The sequence below is a fragment of the Marinobacter sp. RI1 genome (genome assembly GCF_041155085.1).
In the GTDB taxonomy this organism is placed as follows: Bacteria; Pseudomonadota; Gammaproteobacteria; order Pseudomonadales; family Oleiphilaceae; genus Marinobacter; species Marinobacter nauticus.
Map to the genome: position 1 here is coordinate 1,404,037 of NZ_AP031605.1, position 26,188 is coordinate 1,430,224.

Here is a 26,188-nt window from a genome sequence, read left to right on the forward strand (position 1 = left end):
TGTCCATTGGGATCAAAAAAGAGGGAGCTGTGATGCCGGTTCAGAGTCATGGCTGCCAGTCCTGGGCCGGTTCTGTGTCGGCCCCTTCCGACTGCCATGACGGTTAAGAACCCGGTCCGTCTCTGTCTGGCTCACTTGCCGCTTCCTGAACTCCCCGACCGCCTTGCGAGCCACCCGTGCTGCCTGCTCATGATCACAGACTGGTGAAATATAGGTATTGCCGCCAAAGCGCTGCTTCTGGGCCGGCGTCATCAGCCATGGGGTGTGGATCATCTCCGCCGGGACGCCGGCCAGCTCCGGTATCCAGCGGCGGATGAACTCACCTTCCGGATCCAGTTTCTGGCTTTGCAACACCGGGTTGTATATGCGCAGGGCGTTGATGCCGGTGAGCCCTGATTGCATCTGGGCCTGGGGATAGTGAATGCCGGGCTCGAAATCGGTAAACAGTCGAGCCAGGTGCAGTGCCGGGTCCCGCCAGTGAAGCCATAGCTGATAACTGGCCACCGCCATCAGCATGGCCCGCATGCGGAAGTTGATCCAACCGGTGTGCTCCAGGCTGCGCATGCAGGCATCCACCAGCGGCCAGCCGGTCTGGCCCTCCTGCCAGCGATGCAGTCGCTCGCTGTTGTTTGGTCCGGTTTTCAGGTGCTCCAGTTCCCGATGCATGGCACGGAATTCCAGTTCCGGTTCATCCTCCAGCTTCTGGATAAAGTGGCAATGCCAGTGCAGCCTTGAGCGAAAGCTGGTGAGGCTTTTCTTCTTGCGGGGCAGCGTGTTGCGGTGGTCTCCGGTCTCTTTTGACTGCTGATAGACATCGCGCAGGCTGATGGTGCCCCAGGCCAGGTGAGGGCTGAGCCGTGAGCAGGCGCGAGGTGCGGTAAGCGGTGAGGACATGTTGTACTGATAACCCACGCACCGCCGTTCCAGAAACGAATCCAGCAGGGCAATGGCCCGTTCGCTGCCGCCGGCCTGACGATCCGGGCACGGGCCACCGTTAAGCTGGGCGGGTGCGGGTAAGCTCTGCGGCCAGCCGGAGGTATCCGGCGAACGAATCCCTTCGGGTGCAGGCAGGCGTGTGCTTTTGATGATCCGGTTCCAGTGCTGGTCCCAGTCGTCTCGGTTGACCAGTCGCCGAACGACACCAAAGCCCTGCCATTCGCGGAACTCAATCTGCTGGCTCTGGCACCAGGCAATCACCGCTTTATCCCGTTGAAAGGTCCAGTCCCCGCCGGTTTCCTGATGGCAGAACACCTGTGTGATGCCGTACTGCTGTTTCAGGTCATCCAGGGTTCTGATGACCTCCCCGTGAGCAATCAGCAGATCACTGCCCAGGCGTTTTAACTGCTTGCGCAAGGATTCGAGAGACTCCGCAACGAACTGCCACTGCCGGCGGGAGGTGTCCGGTTGCTGCCAGTATTCCGGCTCCACCACGTACAAGGGCACCACCGGCTGCCCCGATTGCACAGCGGCGTAAAGTGGGCCGTGATCCTCCACCCGTAAATCCCGTTTGAACCAGACCACGACTGCCATCAGTGCGGCCCCCGATTGCGCCGGCAACGCTCACTGCAGTATTTCACCTGGTCCCAGTCCTTTGCCCACTTCTTGCGCCAGGTGAAAGGGCGGTGGCAGGCCGGGCAGATTTTCTCAGGTAAGTGCGGTTTTTTGTGCATGGGCGGTTTATGGGTTTAACTGAAAGAGGTGTGTGGATATACGTGACTGAGCTTCCAGAGGTTTTGCCATGTCCCGATTCGACGACAACATCCTGCCACCCTCGGTCCTGATCTTCGACTGGCACGGTACCCTGGTGGACACCCATGATGCCATGTTCAGCGCCATGGAGGAGATGTTACCGCAACTGGAAGAGCTGGGCCTCGTGGAGCAGTTGCTGCCTGAAGACCAGTGCCGCACCGAAGACGATGCCCGGTTGGTGCGTTACATTCGCATCTATCGCCGATTGCACCCGCGGATTCTGGCTGAGCGCCGGGTCTCCCGAACGGATATTTTCAACGCCATCTTTGGTGAGAACAAGGCTGCCAAGCTGATCGCCCATAAAGCCTACAACCAGGCCTACCGGAAGTACTTCGGCCAGGTGAAACCGTTTCAGCCGGGCGCTTATGAGTATCTGTCGGCCCTGAAAGCCCTGGGCATCAAGCTGGCGGTGTGCACCAACCGCAACCGGGAGTTCCTGGACAGGGAGTTGCAGATTGTCGACGAAGGCCGCTGGCTGCATTTGTTCGATGCCACCGTGTGTGCTGATGACGTCACTGAATACAAGCCGGATCCGGAGGTTATCCTCAAAGCGCTTGAAAAGCTGTCGATCCAAACGGATGAACACGCCTGGTATATCGGGGACAGTTATGTGGACATGCTTACCGCCCACCATGCCGGTGTGGCTGGAGTGTTCTACAACGGTGCCTGCTGGGAGCAGGACCGGATCAGCACCTGGTTCACCAAACGGGATGCCCCGACGGCCGTTCTGGACCACTTTGAAGACCTGATGGATCTGCTCGCCCTGCTGGAGCGTGAGCATCCGGAAGCGTTTGCCGCTAGCCCTGCGGAGGTGCGCCCGAAAGCTTTCCCGGCTCCGGAGCGGCCGGAACCCCGCATCGAGCCGGACTGGCACCCGGCCGTGGTCAAGCTGATTCGCCCGGCGGTGATCCTGTTCGACTGGCACGCCACCCTGGTGGACACCCTCGATGCCATGTACCACGCGGTGGATGACATGCTGCCGGATTTCCACAAGCTGGGATTGATGGACCGGATGGTGGCGCCGGAAGACAGCAAAACGCCGGAAGACGCCCGACTGGTGGCCTATGTCCGGGAGTTTGCCAAACTGCACCCGAAGGTGAAGGCAGACCGTAAAATCTCCCGCACCGATATTTTTGAAGTGCTGTTCGGTGAGGATCAGGACGCCAAGCAGATTGCCCACAAAGCCTTTAATCATCACTACCGGAATCACTACGGCACCGTGAAAGCCTTCGAGCCCAGGGTGCGGGAAATGCTGGAAGGGCTGCGCAAGCTGGGTATCCTGGTGGGCGTGATCACCAACCGCGACCGGGAGTTTTTCGAGCACGAACTGGCGGCGGTGGAAGATACCGGCTGGACACACCTGTTTGACGTTAACGTGTGTGGTGATGATACCCCGCTGCGCAAACCCCACCCGGATCAATTGCTGCTGGCAGTGCAGAAGCTGGATTACCCACCGGACCCCAGTGTGTGGTACGTGGGCGACTCTACCACTGACATCATTGCGGCCAAACGGGCCGGTATGACCGCGGTGTTCTTCAACGGCGCCCAGTGGGATTTGCCGTGGCTGAACCGGATTTTTCCCGGTACTCACAAACACCCGGACAAACCGGATGTAGTGGTTAACGATTTCTCCGAGTTCTGGGCTCTGGTGCTGGCCTGCGAAGTCGGGCCTCCCTGACTCTGGAAGATGTTGGTTATTCTACCGAGCCGGGGGCGGGGGGATTGTGAAGAGCGTGTTCGATGTCGAGCCCGAGTACCAGCACGCCTTCGAGTCCGTTGTTGAGTTTATTCAGCGGCACCGGAAAGCTGACCATCACCTGGAAACGGGCGGTGGAGGCATCGTAGCGAATCGGCGAAATCCACATGTCGCGCTTTCTCTCAACGCCTCGGTCGGTTTCAAGGGCGATTTCCTGAACCTTGGGCTCGTCGCCCTGCCAGTAGTCTGAGGACAGGCGGCTCATGGCGACCAGCGCCCCGGCTTTGTCAGTCAGCAGTACCTCGGTAACGAGTGGCGAGTGGCTGGCCTGCCAGGCTGTCATTGCCCGGGAAGCCGGCAGCTCAAGTATTTCGCCAGCCAGCGGTGTCGGATGGTGGGGTGCCAGCGCTTGCCAGAGCGTGTCCTTGGTCAGGATATCGGTCAGGTTGTCATAGGTCGGCCCCTGGTAGATGGCATTGGTCAGATTGATGTTGCCAGAGAGATCAGCCATCAGTGCTTGCGCCAGCCTCTGAACCTCGGACGCTTCCTGTTCGGACAATTGCATACTGGGCATTGCACAGCCGGCAAGGTGTGCGTTAAATCCGGACAGGAAGCGAGGGTGGTTCGCAGAAAAGCGAGAGCTCACATACAGGTGCAAAGGCGCATACCGAACAAAATCAGAATTCAGTGACCAATCTACCCCGGATTTCTGGTCTTGCAGGTAGTTCATGGCACGCTGATCCATCAGAGCGAGATCAATCCGCTTTCGTACCAGAAGCGCTGGAAGCTGCTCAGCCCCTGTAACCGTGATAAACGGTTTCAGATCATTGTCTTCCAGCCAGATGGCTTCATTGCTGCCACCGACCACGCCAATTCTTGCAGTGCCGGGGTCCGGTTTGGCTTCGGCGGTAAAGAACCAGTGCCATTTTTCCAGGGCGACCGGGTGCGAGCGAACGGCGGATTGGTCCAGTTCCTCGGATGACCCGACGGCATAGTAGCCGTCCACCAGGTTGCGTTCCAGCGAGTAACGGGCCCGGCTTTGCGGCATCAGACTGATCCTGGCCTGAAATCCGGACTTGTTCAGGGCGCAGCGGATGGTTTCCGTGGTTTCACCGGTAACCACCGGAATCTGGGGTTCCGCATACTGGTAAGGCGGTGCCAGAAAGGTATACAGGCTGAAGCCATGGTGGTCTGCCCTCACGCTCAATGAGGCCATAACAAGGCTCAATCCGATAATCAGGCTGCGGGCATCCATGTGCGCACTCAAGCGTCCAGATTGCTGACAATGGTATGAGCATAGCAGTCATAATCCCGCTTTTCCGTACCTCATTTGGCGTAGTCGGATCACAGTGTTTCGATATTGGCCAGAACCCAGTCTGCCCTTGCCCGCAAGGCTTCCCGCCGCTCTGGCTTCTGCTTGTCCCAGTTCCGGTACATCATGGTCATTCGTGGATTGTTGGCAAAATCCTCGCGGTGCCGGTCAATGAAGTGCCAGTACAGGCTGTTGAACGGGCAGGCGCGGTCTCCGGTAGCGTCCTGCACCCGGTAGTGGCAGTTCTGGCAGTGGTCAGACATGCGCTGGATGTATTTGCCGCTGGCGGCGTAAGGCTTGGAGCCCAGGTAGCCACCATCGGCGTGCATTACCATGCCCAGGGTGTTGGGCAGCTCCACCCAGTCGAAGGCGTCGATATACACCGCCAGGTACCAGTCACAGATGGCTTCCGGTTTCACCCCGGCCAGGAGGGCAAAGTTACCGGTGATCATCAGTCGCTGGATGTGGTGGGCATAGGCGTTGCGGGCCGTGGCGTTGATGGCCTTGTGCATGCAGCGCATCTTTGTATCGCCGGTCCAGTAGAACCAGGGCAGCTCACGGCTGTTGCCCAAACGGTTTTCCCGGGCGTAACCGGGCATCAGCAGCCAGTAGATGCCGCGCACGAATTCCCGCCAGCCGATGATCTGGCGGACAAAGCCTTCCACGGCATTCAGCGGCGCCCGGCCGGCGTGCCAGGCCCGTACCGCTTCTTCACACACCTCCATGGGATCCAGCAGGCCGGTGTTGAGATAGGGGGACAGGATGGAATGGAACAGCCAGTCTTCATTGTCTGATATGGCATCCTGGTAGTCGCCGAAGCAGGGCAGGGCGAAGTCGACAAAGTGGGCAAGCGCTTCCTGCGCCTGTTCGGCGGTAACGGCGTAGTGGAAATTTTCCGTGGTGCCGAAATGCTCTGAAAAGTATTCGTTTACCAGCTCGATCACTTCGGTGGTGATGGCATCCGGTTCCTCACGGAACGGGGCCGGGGCGGGAGGCTTGCCGGCCCATTTCTTTCGGTTGTCGGTGTCGAAGTTCCACTGGCCACCTTCGGGCTGGCCTTCGGAGGTCATCAGCAAACCGGTTTTTTTGCGCATTTCCCGATAGAAGAATTCCATGCGCAGCTGCTTTCGGCCCTCGGCCCAGCGGGCGAACTCGTCAATATTGCAGACGAAGCGGGTATCTGGCCGGATTTCCACTGGGATGCCCAGTGTTTTGTGCCAGCGGCTGATCTGTTCGTGTAAACGCCACTCACCACATTCTGTCGTAATGACTCGCTCCGGTTGGCATTCCCGCACCAGCTCCGCTATTACCTGTTCAATAGACTGTGCCGGATTGTCCGGGTGATAGCGCTGATAGTGAACCCGCCAGCCATCCTCCGCCAGTGCATCGGCAAAGTGCCGCATGGCACTGAAAATGAACACCAGCTTCTTCTTGTGATGGTTGGTGTAGCTGGCTTCACTGTGGACCTCGGCCATCACGACCAGGTCGTTGTCCTTGTCTGCGCCCTCAAGGGCAGAGAGACGGTGGCTGAGCTGATCACCCAGGATCAGGATGAGATTGGCCATGACGGGCTCCGGCTGAGTTTATCCTTTAGAGGTAGGCAGAATACGCCATGGGCGCAAGGGTGGTTCATTGGGTATGCTGGTACACTCAGCTGATTCGCATCAAATCGTGCCGGCCGCCGGTCAGGCATAATGCCCGCTTTCCGGCATGCCGATCCTATTCGACGTTAGAGTTTTACTATGGCTTCTGATACCGCTGCAGCAAACAATCTGCCCGCTTTCATCTGGGATGAGGCGCTCATCCGCCGTTATGATCTGAGCGGACCTCGCTACACATCCTATCCAACAGCGGTGGAGTTCACCCCGAACTATTCCATTGAAGACATGGTCAAGGCGGCTGGCCGCAGCAAGGCCGCTGGCGGGCCCATCTCGCTGTATACTCACCTGCCGTTCTGTGCGCACCTTTGCTACTACTGCGCCTGCAACAAGGTGATCACCAAGAAGCGCGACAAGGCCATGCCCTATGTGGAGCGGGTACTGAAAGAAGCGGCCATCCAGTCGAAACTGTTCGGTGCCGACCGCCCGGTCAAGCAACTGCACTGGGGTGGTGGTACACCTACCTTCCTGCCCAGAGATGTGATGCAACACCTGATGGCCGGTTACGGTGAGTTGTTTAACCTGCAGTCCGGCGACGATCGGGACTACAGTGTCGAAATCGATCCCCGGGAAGTGGACGAAGATACTCTGTCCACCCTCTGGGAGCTGGGTTTCAACCGTATCAGCCTGGGTGTACAGGATGTGAATCCGGAAGTGCAGAAGGCGGTGAACCGTATCCAGCCCCGGGACATGACTGAGTCGGTATTGAACGAAGCGCGCCGCATCGGCTTCCGCTCCATCAACCTGGATCTGATCTACGGCCTGCCGTACCAGACTCCGGAAAGCTTTGCCGAAACCCTGGAATCGGTGATCGAGATGTCGCCGGACCGGCTTTCGGTGTTCAGTTACGCGCATCTGCCGGACCGTTTCTATCCGCAAACACGGATTCAGGCCGATACACTGCCCAGTCCGCAGCAGAAACTGACGATTCTGCACAACACCATCAACCGTTTGCTGGAAGCTGGTTACGAATACATCGGCATGGACCACTTCGCCAAGCCGGACGACAGCCTGGCGGTAGCCCAGCGCGAAGGCCGCCTGCATCGGAACTTCCAGGGGTACACCACTCACTCGGATTGTGACCTGGTGTCCCTGGGTGTATCAGCCATTGGCCAGACCGACGATGCCTACTTCCAGAACAACCACGACCTGCCGTCCTGGGAGGCGTCCATCGATGCTGGCCAATTGGCGATTATTCGTGGCGTGGGCCTGACCCGCGACGACCGCATCCGACGCTGGGTGATCGGCCAGCTGATCTGCCAGTTCCGACTGGACCGCAAGCAGTTTGCCGAACAGTGGAATGAAGATTTTGACCGCTATTTCGCGGATGAAATGAACCGCCTGAAGCCGATGATTCAGGACGAGTTGATTGCGGATTGCGGTTCTTTGCTGCAGGTTCAGCCAGCCGGTCGCCTACTGATCCGGGCCATTTGCCAGATCTTCGATCTGTACCGCAAGGAAGGGGCGAGCCAGCGGTTCTCCAGAATTATCTGACTGGAGAACAATGAGCACAAACGCAAGAGGGCTGCCACATGGCAGCCCTCTTGCGTTGTCGTGGAGGGTTTTCTGATCAGGCCACTTTGAACTCATTGGCCAGATCCTGTAACTGGCGGGCCAGCCGCGCCTGTTCCTGGGTGACCTCGGTGATTTCCTGGGAGCCGGTCAGGGTCAGGAGGGCAGCTTCGCTTACAGATTCCATATTACCCGCCAGTTCGCGCGTGACCGCAACCTGCTGTTCCGACGCAGTGGCAATCTGGGTCGCCATATCGGAAATGCTGTTCACGTCCATCAGAATGTCAGCAAAGGTCTGTTCCATCTCCGAGGCTTGCGCGCTGGTTTGGTCGGCCAGTTTGTGGCTGGTGATAATTGAACGGCTGGCGTTGTCGGTGATGGTCTTGAAGCCGTTGATGATATCTTCGATCTGGGTAGTGGATTCATGGGTTTGCTGCGCCAGTGTGCGAACCTCATCCGCCACTACCGCAAAGCCTCGTCCGTGCTCGCCCGCCCGGGCGGCTTCGATCGCTGCATTCAACGCCAGCAGATTGGTCTGGTCGGCAACTTTCCGGATAACATCAACCACATCGCTGATGGTCGTGCTGCGTTGTTCCAGTTCTTCGATAACCTGGTTGACGTCCTGTACTGACTTCGCCAGTTCCCGGATCTGGGAGACACTGGTGTGCAGCACCTTCTCGCCGGTCTGGCTTTTCTCCATAGCCCGACTGGAGGCGTCCGCCACCTGCTGGGTGTTGTGAGAAATCTCCTCTGAGGTTGCCGACATTTCTTCGGTGGCAGCGGCCACCTGCTCAATCTGTTGTTGCTGGTTCTTGATCTGTGAGGAATTCTGGCCCGCGGTTGAGCTGGTTTCCTCGGTGGCTGTGGCCAGCTGTACGCTTGCCTTGTCGATTTGCAGCAAGGCCTCGCTAAAACGGCCAAACAGTTCATTGATTGCCTCGGCTATGGTGCCAGTCTCGTCCTTGCTGGAGACCGGAATCGCCTGCGACAGGTCCTTGTTGTCCATGGCGTTTCGAACACCTTCCAGCAGCTGATTCACCTGCTGATGAATGGCGCGAATAATCACGGTCATTAACAGAACCACCAGAACGATTGACGTCGCGGCAATGGCCGATGCCCAGATCAGATTGCTTCTGGCGGCATTCACGCCAGCGGTGCCCAGTGCTTCAACCTGTGACAGCATATCAGTGCGGATGCCGTTAATGGCCTGTATGCGGTTGGTAGAGGCTGAAAACCAGTCACTGGCTTCCAGGCCGTACATACCGGAAGGGCTGCTCAGAAGCATATCTCGCTGATCCAGCATTTTTCGGTGCTCGGCGGTTTCGGGAAATGACTCAATCCGACCACGGATATCCGAATTTGCACTCAGCATGGTGATTGCGGTCTGGAAATACGCTTGCTGACGCCCTGACAGGGCCGCTATTTGCCCAACTGCAGGCAGGTCGAAGTTGCCGCTGCGCACCAGTGACGCCCCTGCAGCCCGTTCACGGCCTGCCATTTCGGCAGCTTCGGCAAGGGCAAGGTAGGCATTGATCTGCCGGGCCAGCTCGGGCTCAGATGCCCGGCGCACCAGCAACGGAATACGGTTAAGGATTTCCATGATCAGGCTGGTGTAGCGGGCGCCGGATTCGGCACCAGCCAACACCCGGTTATCAATATCCCTGCGCAGACTGATTAGATTGCCAATGTCCCGCTGGAATTTGTCGACGCTTGCCTGAATGCTGCCGTCAAAACGGGCTTCTTCAGCCAGTGCCTTGATTCCGTTCTGGTAGGCGCTCAGGTTCCTGTCAGTATTTTGTCTCTGGGATTGAAGGTTGCGGGCTGCCTCGCGCTCGCCGTCAGAATCCGGGGCGCTGGAAATAAACACGGCCGAACGGCCCCGTTCTTTCTGCAATTCCTCAACCAGCGGATCCCCAAGCTCAGCCAACTGAACCAAGGTATTGAGCTGTTGCATGTTGTCCAGGTCATCCATATTACGGGAGATGCTCTGGACCGCGAAAAATACAATGACCAGCAGCGCAGGCAGCACCAAAGTAATCAGCTTGCCTCGCATGGAGAGGTTGTTGATAAAAGTCATGGGAGGGCCTCATCATTGAGAATGGCGTCCATTGTGGATAAGTGTAGCAGTTCAGACCATTGACGCCTTGGGGTACCTGAGGGGGTAGATTTCCACATGTAAGTGCTTGTAATAAAAAGTTAAAGCAATGAGTTTTATGCAGTTTTGGTTCAGGTAGGGGTTAATGCGTAGAGTATTACCAAAGGGGTATTTGACAGGTTTCTGTCAATCCGCTGACAAAGGTCAAGGTGGGCTAAGTCGCTGACCGGTAAGGTGCACGGCAACGTGCTCAGCGGAGAAAACCATGGAACTTGTATGCCCGGCTGGTAGCCTTCCCGCCCTTAAAACCGCCGTGGACAATGGAGCCGATGCGGTCTATTTCGGCTTCCGGGACAGTACCAACGCCCGCCAGTTTGCTGGCCTGAATTTTAACGACAAACGTGCAGCCGAGGGCATTGAGTACGCTCATTCAAAAGGCAGTCGTGTGTTCTGTGCCATCAATACCTATCCGCAACCGGATGGCTGGGAACACTGGAAAGCCGCGGTGGATCGTGCCGCCGGCCTTGGAGTGGATGCCATTATCCTGGCCGATATGGGACTGCTGGATTACGCTGCAAACAGGCACCCGGATATCCCCCGGCATTTGTCGGTTCAGGGTTCTGCCACCAGCCATGAGGCCCTGTCGTTCTACAAGGACAACTTCGATATCCGCCGGGCAGTGTTGCCGCGCGTGCTGTCTCTGGATCAGGTTCGGGGTGTGGCCAAGCATAGCCCAGTGGAGCTGGAAGTTTTTGCCTTCGGCAGTCTGTGCATTATGGCGGAGGGTCGCTGCTACCTGTCTTCTTACCTCACGGATGAATCCCCCAACACCCGGGGTGCCTGTTCACCGGCCAAGGCGGTGCGTTGGCAGGAAACCTCTCAGGGGCTGGAATCCCGCCTGAATGAAGTGCTCATTGATCGCTATGGCCCCGGTGAATCCGCCGGTTACCCAACCCTGTGCAAGGGCCGGTTTGAAGTGGAGGGCAGCGTGTACCATGCCATCGAAGAGCCGGTAAGCCTGAATACCTTGGATCTTCTGCCGGAATTGAAGGGGCTGGGTATCAGCGCAGTAAAAATCGAGGGCCGCCAGCGCAGCCCGGCCTACATTGCAGATGTTGCCCGAACCTGGCGCCAGGCCCTGGACCGGGTTCAGGCCACCCCTGACAGCTTTGCTGTAGACAGTGCCTGGAACCGCACTCTCGCCGGTCTTTCCGAGGGTGGCCTGACCACCATCGGGGCCTACCATCGCAAGTGGAAATAAGGTTTTGCCCGCTATGATGAAACTCTCTCTTGGCCCGATTCTGTGGTTCTGGACCAAGCAGTCCGTATTCGATTTCTACGCTAACGCTGCGGAGTGGCCAGTAGATACCATCTATCTTGGCGAAGTGGTGTGCTCCCGCCGCCGGGAACTGAAGCCCGATGACTGGCTCGACCTGGCCCGGGATCTGAAGGCTTGTGGCAAGAACGTGGTGCTTTCCACATTGACGCTGATCGAATCCGAAGCGGATCTGCGGCGACTTCGTCGGTTTTGCGAACAGGATGAGTTTTTGGTGGAGGCCAACGACCAGAGTGCCCTGCAGGTGGCGATCCGCAACAAGATTCCGTTTGTTACCGGCCCGTCCATGAACATCTACAACACGGCCACCCTGAAGATCCTCGCCAGACAGGGTCTGCAGGGCTGGAACCTGCCAGTGGAACTGGGCAAGGAAACCCTGGAGCAGCTAATCAGTGAGCTGAAGGGCGAAGGTCTGGATCTGCCCGCCGAGGTATTTTCCTGGGGCTTCCTGCCATTGGCCTGGTCGTCCCGCTGTTTCACTGCCCGTCATTACAACCTGCCTAAAGACAACTGCGACTTCCGTTGTCTGGAGCATCCTGATGGCATGGAGCTACGTTCCCGGGAAAGCCAGGAGCTGTTCCGGATTAATGGCATTTCCACGCTCTCCGGCTCGCGCTACGACCTGATGAGGGAACTACCGGAGATGGAGCGTATGGGTGTCAGTACCGTGAGACTGAGCCCGGAGCATCAAGGTATGGACCAAGTGGTCAAACGCTTTGATCAGGTACGCCGGGGGGAAGTGCCGGTCGCCGACCCGCTGAAGCTGGTGGAGGCCCCGCCATGTAACGGGTACTGGCATGGCAAGCCGGGAATGGATCTGATCGTAAAGTCTGTGTAAAGCCCGTTGAGCGTTGATTGAGGTCAATAGATAGCCGATGTACCAGGAGTAGCTTGCTAGGGTACTCAAACTGCATTGGGGTTTATTGTTATGGCTCGCGTCCCGCTATTTTTCTGGGGCCTGACTGCTTTGGTCAGCGTCCTGTGGTTTGTTTCCGACAGCCTGTGGGTTTCCCCCTTCGCTTACTTTCCGTTCCGCTCTGTGTTTGTGCAGTTTTCCGGCATTCTGGCCGTAGTGATGATGGCAGTTGCGTTGGTGCTGGCACTGCGTCTCCGGTCTCTGGAGCGTTGGGTTGGTGGCCTGGACAAGGTGTACCGGCTGCACAAATGGCTGGGCATTGGTTCACTGGTGCTGGCTACGTTGCATTGGTGGTGGGCCAAGGGCACCAAGTGGATGGTGGGCTGGGGCTGGCTGGAGAAGCCGGCCGGCAAAGGGGCCGGACAGCAACTCGCCGGCCTGGAAGCCTGGTTCAGGGGGCAGCGGGGGCTGGCAGAAACCCTGGGAGAATGGGCTTTCTACGCCGCGGCCGTATTGATTGTGCTGGCATTGGTAAAAGCCTTTCCTTATCACCTGTTTCGTAAAACACACAAACTGCTGGCGGTGGTCTTTCTGCCCCTGGCCTGGCACAGCTTTATCCTGATGAAGTTTGATTATTGGGCAGCGCCGATTGGCTGGCTGACCCAGTTCGCTGTTGTCGCCGGCAGTATCGCAGCGGTTTTACTGCTGCTTGGCTGGCCGGGCAAGGTCCGAAAGGTGCCGGGGGAGGTGGTTTCGGTAACCCGATATCCGGAGCTGAGAGTTTTCGAGTTTCTGGTAAGGGTCGAGCAGGGCTGGTCCGTCCATAACCCCGGGCAGTTCGCCTTTATTACGTCGGATGCTGCGGAGGGCCCTCACCCTTATACCATTGCTTCAGACTGGAACCCGGAAACCCGATGTCTGAAATTCGTGGTCAAGGAACTGGGGGACCATACCCGCCGGGCCAGCCACCGGATCTGCGAGGGCATGCCGGTTACACTGGAGGGGCCCTATGGCGGTTTTGATTTTGAAGATGATTGCCGCACTCAGATCTGGGTAGGCGCGGGCATCGGCATTACTCCGTTTATTGCCCGGATGGGGCGCCTGGCTAGCAAACCGGATAATCGTACTATCTACCTGTTCCACCCCACTGCCGATGTCAGCGAGGAGGCTCTGACAAAGCTGCGGGCGGATGCCGAAGCCGCGGGCGTTAACCTGGTTATTCGATGCAGTCGTACCGAAGGCCGACTGACACCGGAGGAAATTCGCGATGCGGTGCCGGATTGGCAAGGCGCCAGCCTGTGGTTCTGCGGCCCGGTGGGCATGGCCCGGACCCTGTTCAACGAATTCCGCAGATGGGGCCTGCCTGCCCGGCGGATGCATCGGGAGTTTTTTGAGATGCGGTAAATGCGTTATGTCATGGCGGGTTTTGAATTCATAAGGGGTGAAGGCTAGGCTCAAGGACACCATTAGCCGGTTGGGAGGTTTCTATGGACATCCGCCTGAAACGAGCCTACGACCACGCTGCCCGCTCAGATGGCCCGCGTATTCTGGTGGATCGCATCTGGCCCAGGGGCGTTGCCAAAGAAGACGCAGACATTGCCCATTGGCTGAAAGGGCTTGCGCCATCTTCAGAATTGCGGAAGTGGTTCGGCCATGACCCGGACAGATGGCCCGGGTTTCGAGACCGCTACTTCAAAGAGCTCAAGTCTGATGGGGCCGCAGAGGACCTGGATTTGTTCCGGCAGATCCTCAAGGAGCACAAACGCGTCACGCTGGTATTTGCCGCCAAAGATACCGACCATAATAATGCGGTGGCGTTGCGGGATTTTGCGTTGAGCGACCAGCTCTGAGACAGCCCCGCTCACTGATTTAAAACCACTACATTTATTGGCAGTTGAACTATGCTCAAGACGGTGGTTGCCGTTTTGGGAGTCCTTCTGTGACCAATAATGTGCCGAATGCCTTCGAAATCTTCCCCTGGAACCGGAATTTCGAGACCGGCATTGATGATATTGATCAACAGCACAAGGTGCTGGTCAATATCCTGAATCGACTGGCGTGGCACTTTGCATCGGACACCTCCGAGTTAACGCCCGATCAGATTCTTGATGAGTTGCTTTCCTACGCCGCGTTTCATTTTGAATACGAGGAAGCGATCTGGAACAAAACCCTCAGTGAAGCAGCGATGGCGAAAAGCCACTGCGAGTCACACCAGATGTTTTTTGCGCAGGTTGAGGAGCTGCGCAACAGCCGCGAACCTCAGGAAGAGGTGTTAACCAGACTGTTTGACTTCCTCACACGCTGGTTAGCCTTCCATATCCTCGAATCAGATCGCCGAATGGCTCTGACGGTTGAGTTGGTTCAGCAAGGCCTGGAAGTCAGTGAGGCAAAAAACCGGGTCGATGCAGAGCTGAGCGGTTCCGCCTCGGTGCTGGTCAACGCGCTGCTGGAAATTTACGGAAAGCTTTCATCAAGCACGATTCAGTTAATGCGGGAGAAAATGGCCCGCTTGAGGGCCGAAGACGAGCTGTCCCGAATACAGCATGAAAGGTTGAATCAGGCCCTGGAAGAACAAGCCCGAGAATATCAGCACCATCTGGAAACGCTCGCTTATACCGATGCCTTGACCGGCCTCTGGAACCGAAACGGCATCGTCCGCCGGATTCGTGAATACCTTGCCGATGACGTGAGAGCTGAGAACTCGGCAGCCCTGGTGTCTATTGATCTTGATAATTTCAAGGATCTCAACGACTGTCTCGGAGAAGATGCGGCAGACCGATTGCTCGGCTTGCTGTCCCGGCGGTGGCTGGATGCGATCCCGGCGGATGCCTGCCTGGCGCGAACAGGTGGTGATGAGTTTGCATTGTTGCTGCCGGATGCCAGCCAAGCCGAGTCGCGGCTGGAAGCCCTGCGTTTGACGGCCAGTCAGCCATTTGAACTCGACGGTGTTGAGGTTTCCGCGGGGTTTACGGCTGGTGTTGTCCTGTTTCCGGATGGCGCGGTTGAGGACGCAGACAGCTTGCTGAGGCAGGCGGATAATACCCTGTATCGGGCAAAACACGAGATGCGCAGTGGCTGGCTTTATCTTGATGCCGGCGAGCGGAGCCAGTATCGAGCCCGTCAGTTGTTACTGGAGGACATCCGCAGGGGGCTCAACGAGGATGAGTTCCGGCTTTATTTCCAACCCAAGGTTAATCTCCGGACTGGAGAGGTTTTGGGCGTTGAAGCGCTGATCCGGTGGCAACATCCCCGGGAAGGGCTGCTCCCTCCGAGCCACTTCCTGCCCGCCATTGAGCATCACACGCTGAATATTCAGGTTGGTGAATGGGTGTTGAGAAACTCTCTGCTGCAGATACAACGCTGGGAGCAAGAGGGTGTCAGGGTCAATGTCAGTGTTAACATCGCCGCCAACCATCTTCAGTCTGATAACTTTGCCGGGCACCTGAACAAAATCCTGTCGGCGTTTCCGGGGGTTGACCCTGTCAGGCTAGATCTGGAAATCCTGGAAACCGCTGCACTTGGGGATTTGGATAAAGCCGTACAGACCATTGCGGATTGCCGTGAGCTTGGGGTGACCTTCTCCCTGGATGACTTTGGTACGGGTTACTCATCGTTGTCTTATCTCAAGCGCCTTCCTGTCGATACTCTGAAAATCGATCGGGAGTTTGTATCCGGCATTGAGGATAACGGTGAAAACCTGTCGATTCTTCAGGGGGTGATCGGTCTGTCGCGGGTTTTCGGGAAGCAGGTGGTTGCAGAGGGCGTGGAAAGTGTCAGGCAAGGTGAGATTCTGTTGAGCCTCGGGTGCGAATGCGCTCAGGGATTTGCTATATCTCCGCCCATTGAAGCGACCCTGATCCCTGCCTGGATTAACCGTTGGAGAACGTTCCGGGAATGGGCGCTTACCAGGGTTTCAGAAAATCCCTGAGCCGCAGATGCCAGTCCAGGCTGTCGAGCAGGTTTTTCAGGGCCAGCCCCAGTTCAGTATCCCCCTCGATAACCAGCCGGCGCTGGAAGAACAACTGATCGGGGTCTTGCCTTCGCTCCGCCAATGTACGGAATGCACCAACGGACCCCCGAATAGTGGCTTCACCAGGCCCGTTCAGCACCCGCAGGCGCCCGGCCCAATAACCGAGGGTAATGCCTGGCTGGCCGCCATTGATTTCGAGGCGGATTCGACGTCCCTCGAAATCGTTGAATTCACCTTCTGCAATGGCGTCCGAGAAAAGCCGGTTGAGGGGTGCTTCCGCTGCCAGTTGTTTCAGGGGGAGGGGGATTCGCTGATCAATGCCGTTCAGGAGTGGCACCGGTGAAGGGGCATACTCCTGGATGACGGCTATGGTCTGGCCCGCAAGGGGATTGTGCTGGAGTTGGCTGCTCAGGCGTTGCAGTTGCGCGAACCCGGGTGGTGTGGGCAATTTGCCGAAACTGGGCAGGGTAGGCAGCATGGCAGGCTCTCCTGAAATCATGAAACAGACAGGGAGAGCCTACCTCAAACCGCAATAAACGGATTTGATATAACTCAGGGGAATGTACAGTCAGCCCTTGTGCAGACCTTCCTCGACTGCCCAGACGGCCACTTCCACCCGGGAACGCAGGTTCAGCTTTTTCAGGAGGTGCTTGACGTGGACCTTGACAGTGCCGTCACTGATGTCGAGTTTACGCCCGATCATCTTGTTGGACAGGCCTTCGGCAATCAGCCGGAGAATGTCTTTCTCCCTCGGCGTCAGGCTGTCGAAGTCGGGGCGGCTGGTCTGCTGCGGTTTGTTGGAACGCAGGGCTTCGGCCAGCAGGGTCGTGAGGCGATCACTGATCACCATTTTGCCTACGGCCGCCTGATGCAGCTGGGCAATCATGTCCTCCGGCTCCATGTCCTTGAGCAGGTAACCGTCAGCCCCCGCGCGCAGTGCCGCAACTACATCGTCTTCCTGATCGGAGACGGTGAACATCACAATGCGGGAACTGACATTCTGTTCCCTGAGCTTTCGCAGGGCTTCGATACCGTCCATTTCCGGCATGTTCAGGTCCATCAGGATCAGGTCCGGCTCCAGCTCGGTGGCCAGACGGATGCCATCGGCGGCATTGCTGGCTTCGCCAATCACTTCCATGTCGTCTTCCATGCCGATCAGCTGCTTGATGCCCTGGCGCAGCAGCGGGTGGTCGTCGATCAACAGAATGCTTGCGGGTGTCTCAGACATTGTTTCTCTCTTTTGTCCTGCGCTCGGCTCAGGCCGGCGTAGTTTCCGTTGGAATCAGGTTGCGGCTCTTGGGTACGAATGTTAGCGCGACTTCCACGCCGCCTTCATCCCTGTTTCGCACATTAACCTTGCCGCCGAGTGTGCGGGCACGGTCCTGCATAATAATCAGGCCATAGTGGTTCACGGGCTGGTCGCCACCCGGTAATCCCTTGCCATTGTCCTGTATGCTGGCCCGCACTTGTGGTGAATCGAACACTACTTTGACCGCTATGTCAGTGGCATCGGCGTGTTTGACGGCATTGGCCAGCCCTTCACGAATGATCTGCAGGGTGTGGATTTCCTCATTAGGCGACAGCGTCTGGGGCGGCAGGTTGTATTCAAACGCTACCGGTTTACCGAGGCGCTCTGAGAATTCGTCGATGGTTTTGCGCAGCGCAGTCGCCAGATCCGGCGTATCCAGTTTCAGCCGGAAGGTGGCCAGCAGTTCCCTCAGCTGGCGGTAGGCGCTGTTCAGGCCGGTACTCAGTTCATCCAGGATGTCGTCGTGGATGGGCTTCTGCTCGCCATCAATGTTCAGCCGGCGCATACGGGTCACCTGCATTTTCAGATACGAGAGCGATTGTGCCAGGGAATCGTGTAGCTCCCGGGCAATCACCGTGCGCTCTTCCGCCAGCGTCAGCTGTTGTTCTTCGGTGATCTGTTTTTCCAGGAAAATGGCAGTTGCCAGCTGGTCGGTCAGGGTTTCCAGCAGGCGGCGAGAGGTCTCCGGTAATCCTTTCTCAGCCGGATACCAGACCTCCAGGGTGCCCAGCAACTGCCCGGGAGTGCGGATGGGCAGCAACAGCCGCCGGCCGTCATTGTTTTCCAGCGGCATCTCATCATAGACCTCCGGGGTTACCAGACAGGCATTGCAATGGTGATCCCGGCAATAGAAGGGGCGTTTGGGTGTGGCGGTGGTAATGGCCTCCACCGGTTCTGCCGATTCCTTGTCATGCAGGAACAGGCGGATGGGACCGATGCCCAGCAACTGCTCCAGGTCCTGCAGCATCGGAATGGCGCCACTGCACAGATCATGATTGGCGAATAGCCCCCGGCTGGCGGAGTGCATTACCTGCAGAGCCGCGTGGCTGATTTCAAGTTCTTCGGTTTTTTGCCGGGCGCGGCTTTCAAGCTCGTAGTAGGTCAGCGCCAGTTCACTGGTCATCTGGTCAAAGGCCTGGCCCAGTTGTGCCAGCTCATCGGAACCTTTGAGATCGGCTTTGTGGCTGAAATCCTGTTCGCCCACGGCGGTGGCAATGCTCACCAGTTTTCGCAGGGGCCTGAGAATCCGGTTTTTGAGGTCCAGAAACAGGGCGAGCACAATCAATACCGAGAACACCATGCTGATGATCTGGATAAGGTGCAGCAGGTCGATTCGGGCCTCGGTGCGTTGTTCCAGCATGGAGACCAAGCGATCCACTTCTACCGTGTAGCTCTCCACTGTCGTGATCATTTCGGCGGATAGAGGGGCGCCAGTCTGGTGGCTCTCCAGTGACGGCCTGAGCTGATTGGCCCAGCCGTATTCCACGGTTTTATATTGTTCGACGAGGGGATGATCATCGGTGCGGGGAATGGAACGGATGATGGCGGGATCCCTGAGCCTGTCCTCGTACTCCTCAATGCGTTGATCAAGGGTGTCAGTGTTTTCTACGGGATCTTCAGAGGCCGATCTTGCCGCCAGTTGGAATGCTCCCATACGCAGTGAACCGGCAAGGTTGATAGCAGTGGCATTGCCCTCAATGCTGTTGGACACAGCCAGAGTGGTGGCCATGCTGACAATGGCCGTCAGCACGATGGCGCCGATAACAACTGCCAGTCGATTTACTAGCGGGCTTCTGGAGGTCATGGATAGCTTCAAGGCTCAAGGGATGTGGATAGTGACAGGCAGCAAAATTATCGTGGAAAACGCGCCGTCGTGATACCTCCTTGAGGATAGTCAATTACCCCAATGGTTTATAACCCATCATAGCCTTTGACCCTTGCTCAGGCAAAAGTTGAGACTAAAGAATGGGATTCAGGGAGCGTGTAATGCAATCGGAACGGGATGAGGAGAGGTTAGCATCTCTGGCAGTAGTGTTGCCGTTGGCGCTGACTGGCTTTGTGGTGGCTGCCGGTTGCTGGACACTGTTTGCGGTTGCCGGTGTGCATCTCCGAGCCGATCTGGGGCTGAGTAGTTTACAGTTTGGCGTTCTGCTGGCCATGCCCATGGCGGTCAGCGCTATCCTGGCGATTCCGGCCGGGCTTGCGGCGCAGCGATATGGTGCCCGTGAAGTCATGCTTTTGTGTCTGTGCGGTCTTGCTGTGTGCATGGGGATACTGCTGCTGACGAACACCTACATTGGCTACCTTATTGCCGCCGCCGGGCTGGGGCTGGCTGGCGGCTTCTACGGCGCCGGCCTGCAGTTCGTGGTCAGTCATTGCCAGCCCAGGCGGCTGGGTCTCGTACTCGGCGTTTTTGGCTCCGGGGTAACCGGAGCAGGTTTCAACTATTATCTGGTGCCGCTGTTCCATGAGGCGTTCTCCTGGCAGGGTGTACCTCTGGCCTACCTCATTACCCTGCTTCTGGTGATCGCGCTATTGATTATGCTGACCGACGCCACGGGTGAGGAAGATGAAAGCCGTGAACGATCAGCCAGGGAAATTCTCGGGGTGATCCGGCAGGGTCGGAATCTACCCCTGTGTTTGTATTTCGGTGTGGTTGCCGGCAGTTTCTTTGCGCTGGCGTTGTGGCTTCCTGATTTCCTCTCAGGCCAGTATGGTCTTACGCTGGATTCCGGGGCCCGCCTTGCGCAATGGTTTGTCATTCCCGGTGCCGTGGCTCAGGTGGCCGGTGGAGGCTTGTCAGATCATTTTGGTTCCGCCCGGGTTGCGACGCGGGCACTGGCGGGTTGTCTGATGGCACTCGTGGTGTTGTCCTATCCCCCCATGACTTTGTTCATTACAGGCGTGGAAGAGGAGCTGGTTGTGGAGTTTGCTTTGCCAGTTGTGCTTGAAAGCGCGTTGGTCGTGATTCTGGGGGTGGCCATGGGCACTGCTATGGGGTCCCTTCAGCGTATGGTGATTCTGGCCAATCGACAGGAAGCGTCCCTGTTTGCCGGTGTATTGCTGGTCAGCGCCTGTGCCGTTGCATTTGTCCTGCCAGTTGCGTTTGGTGGCTTGAACCTGTGGCTGGGCGTGCGTACAGCGGTATTCATGATTCTCTTCCTGTTGCTGAGTGTCAGCCTACTGCTTTTCTCCCGACATGCCCGCAGAGAGGAGCGAAAGATGCTTCTCCAACCCGGGTTATAGGTCGCCTACCCACAGGGTGGTACACCCGGGTTATGTGGTAGTAACCACGCAGATTTCAGGGGTTTGATCCCACACAATGGTCTCCATTCGGAACAACGATCCGGCAAACGGGTTGATGGAGAGAGAGACCATGAGTCATTTGATCGACAAGTTGAATTACTTCAGGAAGAACCGCGAATCGTTCTCCAACGGTCACGGTGAAACCCACGAAGTGAACCGCGACTGGGAGAACAGCTACCGCCAGCGCTGGCAGCATGACAAGATCGTGCGCTCCACCCATGGCGTGAACTGCACCGGCTCCTGCAGCTGGAAAATCTACGTCAAGAACGGGCTGGTCACCTGGGAAACCCAGCAAACCGATTACCCCCGCACCCGCCCGGATCTGCCCAACCACGAGCCCCGTGGTTGCCCTCGTGGAGCCAGCTACTCCTGGTATATGTACAGTGCCAACCGGCTGAAATACCCGCTGATGCGCAAGAGCCTGATGAAGCTCTGGCGTGCTGCCCGTATCCAGTTCAATGACCCGGTGGAAGCCTGGGCCTCTATTGTTGAAGATCCCGCCAAGACCGTCGAGTACAAGCCTCGCCGTGGTATGGGCGGTTTTGTCCGTTCCAGCTGGGACGAAGTCAACGAGCTGATTGCCGCCTCTAACGTCTACACCGCCAAGAAGTTCGGCCCGGACCGTATCATCGGTTTCTCTCCGATTCCTGCCATGTCCATGGTCTCATACGCCGCGGGCAGCCGTTACCTGTCCATGATCGGTGGCGTCTGCATGAGCTTCTACGACTGGTATTGCGACCTGCCGCCCGCCTCCCCGCAAACCTGGGGTGAGCAGACCGACGTGCCGGAATCTGCCGACTGGTACAACTCCGGCTACATCATTGCCTGGGGCTCCAACGTACCCCAGACCCGTACCCCGGACGCCCACTTCTTCACTGAAGTGCGCTACAAGGGCACCAAGACCGTTGCCATTACCCCGGACTATGCGGAAGTTTCCAAGCTGTCTGACGAGTGGCTGAACCCGAAGCAGGGTACAGACGCCGCTCTGGGCATGGCCATGGGCCATGTGATCCTCAAAGAGTTCCATGTCGACAAGCCCAGCGAGTACTTCACTGACTACGTTCGCCGCTACACCGACATGCCCTACCTGGTCATGCTGGAACAGAAAGACGACGGTAGTTTCGTGCCGGGCCGCTTCCTGCGCGCCAGTGACCTGGTCGACGGCCTGGGTGAAGAGAACAACCCCGAGTGGAAGACCATCGCCATCGACGAGGCTTCCGGTGAACTGACGGCGCCCAACGGCTCCATCGGATATCGCTGGGGCGAGAAGGGCAAGTGGAACCTGAAGCAGACCGCCAAAGGCGCCGATGTAAACCTTCAGCTGTCGATGGTTGAAAAGCACGACGAAGTCGTCGATGTCGCCTTCCCGTATTTCGGTGGTATCGAACACGACCATTACAACCACGTGGAATTCAAGGACATCCTCAAGCACAAGCTGGGTACCCGCAAGGTTCAGCTGGCCGATGGTTCCGAAGGTCGCGTGGTGACTGTGTACGACCTGATGGTCGCCAACTACGGCATCAGCCGCGGCCTGGGTGACGACGATGGCGCCACTTCCTATGACGAAGTGAAGCCGTACACGCCGGCCTGGCAAGAGCAGATCACCGGCGTACCGGCCGAGAAAGTGATCCGCATCGCCCGTGAGTTCGCCGACAACGCTGACAAGACCAAGGGCCGCTCCATGGTTATCGTTGGTGCCGGTATGAACCACTGGTACCACATGGACATGAACTACCGCGGCCTGATCAACATGCTGATTATGTGTGGCTGTATCGGCCAGAGCGGCGGTGGCTGGGCCCACTATGTGGGTCAGGAGAAGTTGCGCCCGCAGACCGGCTGGCAGCCGCTGGCCTTTGGTCTGGACTGGCAGCGCCCGCCACGCCACATGAACTCCACCTCCTTCTTCTATGCTCACTCCGGTCAGTGGCGCTACGAGAAACTGGGCGTGGATGAAATCCTGTCGCCGCTGGCAGACAAGTCCAAATTCGGTGGCAGTCTGATCGACTACAACGTACGCGCCGAGCGCATGGGCTGGCTGCCGTCTGCGCCGCAGCTGAACCGAAACCCGCTGACCATTGCCGCGGAAGCCGAGAAGGCCGGTATGGAGGTGGCGGACTACGTGGCCAAGTCCATGAAGGACGGATCTCTGGCCTTCGCCAGTGAAGATCCGGAAGCGCCGGAAAACTGCCCGCGTAACCTGTTCATCTGGCGCTCCAACCTGCTGGGCTCCTCAGGTAAAGGTCACGAGTACATGCTCAAGTACCTGCTGGGTACCAAGAACGGATTGCAGGGCAAGGATCTGGGTGTCGAGGGTGGCGCCAAACCGGAAGAAGTGAAATGGCGCGACCAGGCGCCGGAAGGCAAGCTCGACCTGCTGGTGACCCTGGACTTCCGTATGTCCACCACCTGTCTGTATTCCGACATCGTTCTGCCGACCGCAACCTGGTATGAAAAGAACGACCTGAACACCTCCGACATGCACCCGTTCATCCACCCGCTGACCGCTGCCACCGATCCGGCCTGGGAAGCGCGCAGTGACTGGGAAATCTACAAGGGCATTGCCAAGTCCTTCTCCAAGGCTGCCGAGGGGCATCTGGGTGTCGAGAAAGACGTGGTTACCCTGCCGCTGCTGCACGACGCGCCGGCGGAGCTGGGCCAGCCGTTCGATGTGAAAGACTGGAAAAAAGGCGAGTGCGACCTGATTCCGGGCAAGACCGCGCCCAACTTCATTACGGTGGAGCGGGATTACCCGAACACCTACGCCCGCTTTACTTCCCTTGGTCCGCTGATGGACAAGCTGGGTAACGGTGGCAAGGGCATCAACTGGAACACCGAGAAGGAAGTCAACTTCCTGAAGGACCTGAACTACACCCACCTTGAGGGTGCCAACGCAGGTCGCCCGAAGATCGAGAGTGCCATTGATGCCGCTGAGGTCATCCTGACCCTGGCGCCGGAAACCAACGGTCAGGTGGCGGTCAAAGCCTGGGCGGCGCTGTCCGAGTTCACCGGCCTGGATCACACTCATCTGGCTACCAACAAGGAAGAGGAAAAAATCCGCTTCCGGGACATCGTGGCGCAGCCGCGCAAGATCATTTCCAGTCCCACCTGGTCTGGCCTGGAAGACGAACACGTGTCCTACAACGCCGGCTATACCAACGTGCACGAGCTGATTCCCTGGCGCACCCTGACCGGTCGTCAGCAGTTCTATCAGGACCATGAGTGGATGCGCGCCTTCGGCGAGAGCCTGCTGGTGTACCGTCCGCCCATCAACACCAAGGCCGTGGGCAGCATGATCAACCAGCGCAGTAACGGCAACCCCGAGAAAGCGCTGAACTGGATCACCCCGCACCAGAAGTGGGGTATCCACAGCACCTACAGTGACAACCTGTTGATGCTGACCCTGTCCCGTGGCGGCCCGATTGTCTGGCTGAGTGAAGACGACGCCAAAGAGATCGGCGTGGAAGACAACGACTGGATCGAACTGTTTAACGCCAACGGCGCCATTGCGGCCCGTGCGGTGGTGAGTCAGCGAGTGATGCCCGGCATGGTGATGATGTACCACGCCCAGGAGCGGATTGTGAACATACCCGGCTCCGAAATCACCGGGACCCGTGGCGGTATTCACAACTCGGTTACCCGGGTGTGTCCGAAGCCGACTCACATGATTGGTGGCTATGCCCAGTATTCCTACGGCTTCAACTACTACGGCACCGTAGGTTCCAACCGGGACGAGTTCGTGGTGGTCCGCAAGATGAAGAACGTGGACTGGCTCGACGGTGAAGGCAATGACTATGCTCAGGAGGCTGTAAAATGAAAATCCGTTCCCAAGTCGGCATGGTGCTGAACCTGGACAAGTGCATTGGTTGCCACACCTGTTCCGTCACCTGCAAAAACGTATGGACAAGCCGTGAAGGCATGGAATACGCCTGGTTCAACAACGTTGAAACCAAGCCTGGTATCGGCTACCCGAAAGAGTGGGAGAACCAGGATAAGTGGAAGGGCGGCTGGATGCGCGACAGCTCTGGCAAGATCCGCCCCCGCATTGGTGGCAAGTTCCGGGTACTGGCGAACATTTTCGCCAACCCCGACCTGCCGGAAATCGACGACTACTACGAGCCGTTCGACTTCGATTATCAGCACCTGCACACCGCCGGTGATACCAAGCACCAGCCGGTCGCACGGCCACGCTCGCTGATCTCCGGCGAGCGCATGAAGAAAATCGAATGGGGCCCGAACTGGGAGGAAATCCTCGGGACGGAGTTTGCCAAGCGCCGCAAGGACAAGAACTTTGACCAGGTGCAGGCCGACATCTACGGCCAGTTCGAAAACACCTTCATGATGTACCTGCCGCGTCTGTGCGAGCACTGCCTGAACCCGGCCTGTGTTGCCAGCTGCCCGAGCGGTGCCATCTACAAGCGGGAAGAAGACGGCATTGTGCTGATCGACCAGGACAAGTGCCGCGGCTGGCGGATGTGTGTCTCTGGCTGCCCGTACAAGAAGATCTACTTCAACTGGAAAACCGGCAAGTCCGAGAAGTGCATCTTCTGCTATCCGCGTATCGAAGCCGGCATGCCCACCGTGTGCTCCGAGACCTGCGTTGGCCGGATTCGCTACCTGGGCGTGCTGCTTTACGACGCCGACCGCATTGAAGAAGTGGCCAGCGCCCCGGGCGAGCACGAGCTGTACGAGAAGCAGTTGGAAATCTTCCTCGACCCGTTCGACCCGAAAGTGATCGAGCAGGCGAAGAAAGACGGCATCCCGATGAATGTGATCGAAGCTGCCCAGCAGAGCCCAGTGTACAAGATGGCGGTGGACTGGAAGCTGGCCCTGCCGCTGCACCCGGAATACCGCACCCTGCCCATGGTCTGGTATGTGCCGCCCCTGAGCCCGATCCAGTCTGCGGCGGAAGCCGGCAAGGTTGAGTTTGACGGCGTACTGCCGAAGATCGAGAGCCTGCGGATCCCGGTCAAGTACCTGGCGAACCTGCTGACCGCCGGTGATGAGAAGCCCATCGTACTGGCCCTGAAGCGGATCATGGCCATGCGTTTATACAAGCGCGCCGAAACCGTGGAAGGCAAGGAAGACCTGCGAGCCCTGGAAGCGTGTGGTCTGACCAAGGCCCAGGCCGATGAGATGTACCGCTACCTGGCCATCGCCAACTACGAAGATCGTTTTGTGATTCCCACCAGTCATCGTGAGCTGGCCAAGGAAGCCTTCCCGGATGCGACCGCTTACGGCGAGCGCGGCGGTTGTGGCTTCAGCTTCGGTGATGGCTGCAACGGTGGTGACAGCGATTTCAGCCTGTTCGGCGGCAAAAAGCAGACCACCAGCATGGTCAGCAAGCTGGCGACCGTGAAGCAGGTTGACCCGAAGCAGCTGCAGGACTGAG

The 26,188-nt window shown here is 57.9% G+C and carries 18 protein-coding genes; 10 read left to right on the forward strand and 8 right to left on the reverse strand.

What is annotated here, in order from left to right; all coding sequences use genetic code 11:
• Positions 1–12 precede the first annotated feature (12 nt).
• Both ACAM27_RS06265 and ACAM27_RS06270 read right to left on the reverse strand, forming a co-directional pair.
• Positions 13–1,530, reverse strand: coding sequence for a deoxyribodipyrimidine photo-lyase (locus ACAM27_RS06265; protein WP_011786547.1), 1,518 nt, complete (start codon positions 1,528–1,530; stop codon positions 13–15).
• Positions 1,530–1,670 carry a DUF2256 domain-containing protein gene (locus ACAM27_RS06270; RefSeq protein WP_011786546.1) on the reverse strand — a complete coding sequence of 47 codons (141 nt, stop codon included), beginning with the start codon at positions 1,668–1,670 and terminating at the stop codon, positions 1,530–1,532. The genes ACAM27_RS06265 and ACAM27_RS06270 overlap by 1 nt, the downstream gene beginning before the upstream one ends.
• Before the next feature lie 68 nt (positions 1,671–1,738).
• Between ACAM27_RS06270 and ACAM27_RS06275 the strand changes: the two genes are divergently transcribed.
• Positions 1,739–3,427, forward strand: a complete 1,689-nt coding sequence (locus tag ACAM27_RS06275; RefSeq protein WP_369612708.1) for an HAD family hydrolase — start codon at positions 1,739–1,741, stop codon at positions 3,425–3,427.
• Between the two features lie 16 nt (positions 3,428–3,443).
• On the opposite strand, the gene ACAM27_RS06280 is transcribed toward ACAM27_RS06275, so the two are convergent.
• Both ACAM27_RS06280 and ACAM27_RS06285 read right to left on the reverse strand, forming a co-directional pair.
• Positions 3,444–4,700, reverse strand: a complete 1,257-nt coding sequence (locus tag ACAM27_RS06280) for a hypothetical protein (protein ID WP_022990843.1) — start codon at positions 4,698–4,700, stop codon at positions 3,444–3,446.
• An 89-nt stretch (positions 4,701–4,789) separates the two neighbouring features.
• Positions 4,790–6,322: a cryptochrome/photolyase family protein gene (locus ACAM27_RS06285; protein WP_369612709.1), complete on the reverse strand. Its 1,533-nt coding sequence runs from the start codon at positions 6,320–6,322 to the stop codon at positions 4,790–4,792.
• Between the two features lie 177 nt (positions 6,323–6,499).
• Here ACAM27_RS06285 and hemN point away from each other — a divergent pair, with 177 nt between their 5' ends.
• Positions 6,500–7,909, forward strand: a complete 1,410-nt coding sequence (gene hemN, locus ACAM27_RS06290) for an oxygen-independent coproporphyrinogen III oxidase (protein WP_014422464.1) — start codon at positions 6,500–6,502, stop codon at positions 7,907–7,909.
• A 76-nt stretch (positions 7,910–7,985) separates the two neighbouring features.
• Here the strand turns inward: hemN and ACAM27_RS06295 are convergent, their stop codons facing one another.
• On the reverse strand, positions 7,986–10,004 hold the full coding sequence (locus ACAM27_RS06295; RefSeq protein WP_022990846.1) for a methyl-accepting chemotaxis protein: 2,019 nt from the start codon (positions 10,002–10,004) through the stop codon (positions 7,986–7,988).
• Between the two features lie 283 nt (positions 10,005–10,287).
• On the opposite strand from ACAM27_RS06295, the gene ACAM27_RS06300 reads away from it, so the two are divergent.
• The 5 genes from ACAM27_RS06300 (at position 10,288) to ACAM27_RS06320 (ending at position 16,142) form a co-directional block, all read left to right on the forward strand.
• Entirely contained in the window at positions 10,288–11,283 is a 996-nt protein-coding gene (locus ACAM27_RS06300) for a peptidase U32 family protein (RefSeq protein ID WP_222196745.1), read from the forward strand.
• Positions 11,284–11,296: 13 nt separating this feature from the next.
• Positions 11,297–12,196: a U32 family peptidase gene (locus ACAM27_RS06305; RefSeq protein WP_369612710.1), complete on the forward strand. Its 900-nt coding sequence runs from the start codon at positions 11,297–11,299 to the stop codon at positions 12,194–12,196.
• Positions 12,197–12,286: 90 nt separating this feature from the next.
• Positions 12,287–13,618, forward strand: a complete 1,332-nt coding sequence (locus ACAM27_RS06310; RefSeq protein WP_041655604.1) for a ferric reductase-like transmembrane domain-containing protein — start codon at positions 12,287–12,289, stop codon at positions 13,616–13,618.
• 83 nt (positions 13,619–13,701) lie between these two features.
• Positions 13,702–14,064, forward strand: a complete 363-nt coding sequence (locus ACAM27_RS06315; RefSeq protein WP_011786534.1) for a DUF488 domain-containing protein — start codon at positions 13,702–13,704, stop codon at positions 14,062–14,064.
• Positions 14,065–14,153: 89 nt separating this feature from the next.
• The gene (locus ACAM27_RS06320; RefSeq protein ID WP_369612711.1) at positions 14,154–16,142 is read left to right on the forward strand and encodes a putative bifunctional diguanylate cyclase/phosphodiesterase; all 1,989 of its coding nucleotides are present in this window, start codon (positions 14,154–14,156) and stop codon (positions 16,140–16,142) included.
• Here the strand turns inward: ACAM27_RS06320 and ACAM27_RS06325 are convergent.
• From ACAM27_RS06325 to ACAM27_RS06335, 3 genes are all read right to left on the reverse strand, one after another.
• Positions 16,117–16,662, reverse strand: coding sequence for an SCP2 domain-containing protein (locus ACAM27_RS06325; protein WP_226538132.1), 546 nt, complete (start codon positions 16,660–16,662; stop codon positions 16,117–16,119). The two genes, ACAM27_RS06320 and ACAM27_RS06325, sit on opposite strands and share 26 nt — an antisense overlap.
• A 90-nt stretch (positions 16,663–16,752) precedes the next feature.
• On the reverse strand, positions 16,753–17,412 hold the full coding sequence (gene narL, locus ACAM27_RS06330; RefSeq protein ID WP_011786531.1) for a two-component system response regulator NarL: 660 nt from the start codon (positions 17,410–17,412) through the stop codon (positions 16,753–16,755).
• Between the two features lie 28 nt (positions 17,413–17,440).
• Positions 17,441–19,297 (reverse strand): histidine kinase, encoded by a 1,857-nt coding sequence (locus tag ACAM27_RS06335; protein ID WP_369612712.1) that lies wholly within the window; start codon positions 19,295–19,297, stop codon positions 17,441–17,443.
• Positions 19,298–19,479: 182 nt separating this feature from the next.
• On the opposite strand from ACAM27_RS06335, the gene ACAM27_RS06340 reads away from it, so the two are divergent.
• The 3 genes from ACAM27_RS06340 (at position 19,480) to narH (ending at position 26,187) form a co-directional block, all read left to right on the forward strand.
• Positions 19,480–20,739, forward strand: coding sequence for a nitrate/nitrite transporter (locus ACAM27_RS06340; protein ID WP_369612713.1), 1,260 nt, complete (start codon positions 19,480–19,482; stop codon positions 20,737–20,739).
• 130 nt (positions 20,740–20,869) lie between these two features.
• Complete coding sequence (locus tag ACAM27_RS06345) at positions 20,870–24,613, forward strand: nitrate reductase subunit alpha (protein ID WP_369612714.1); 3,744 nt, start codon at positions 20,870–20,872, stop codon at positions 24,611–24,613.
• Positions 24,610–26,187 (forward strand): nitrate reductase subunit beta, encoded by a 1,578-nt coding sequence (gene narH, locus ACAM27_RS06350; RefSeq protein WP_023008579.1) that lies wholly within the window; start codon positions 24,610–24,612, stop codon positions 26,185–26,187. The genes ACAM27_RS06345 and narH overlap by 4 nt, the downstream gene beginning before the upstream one ends.
• The last annotated feature ends 1 nt before the right edge of the window (position 26,188 follow it).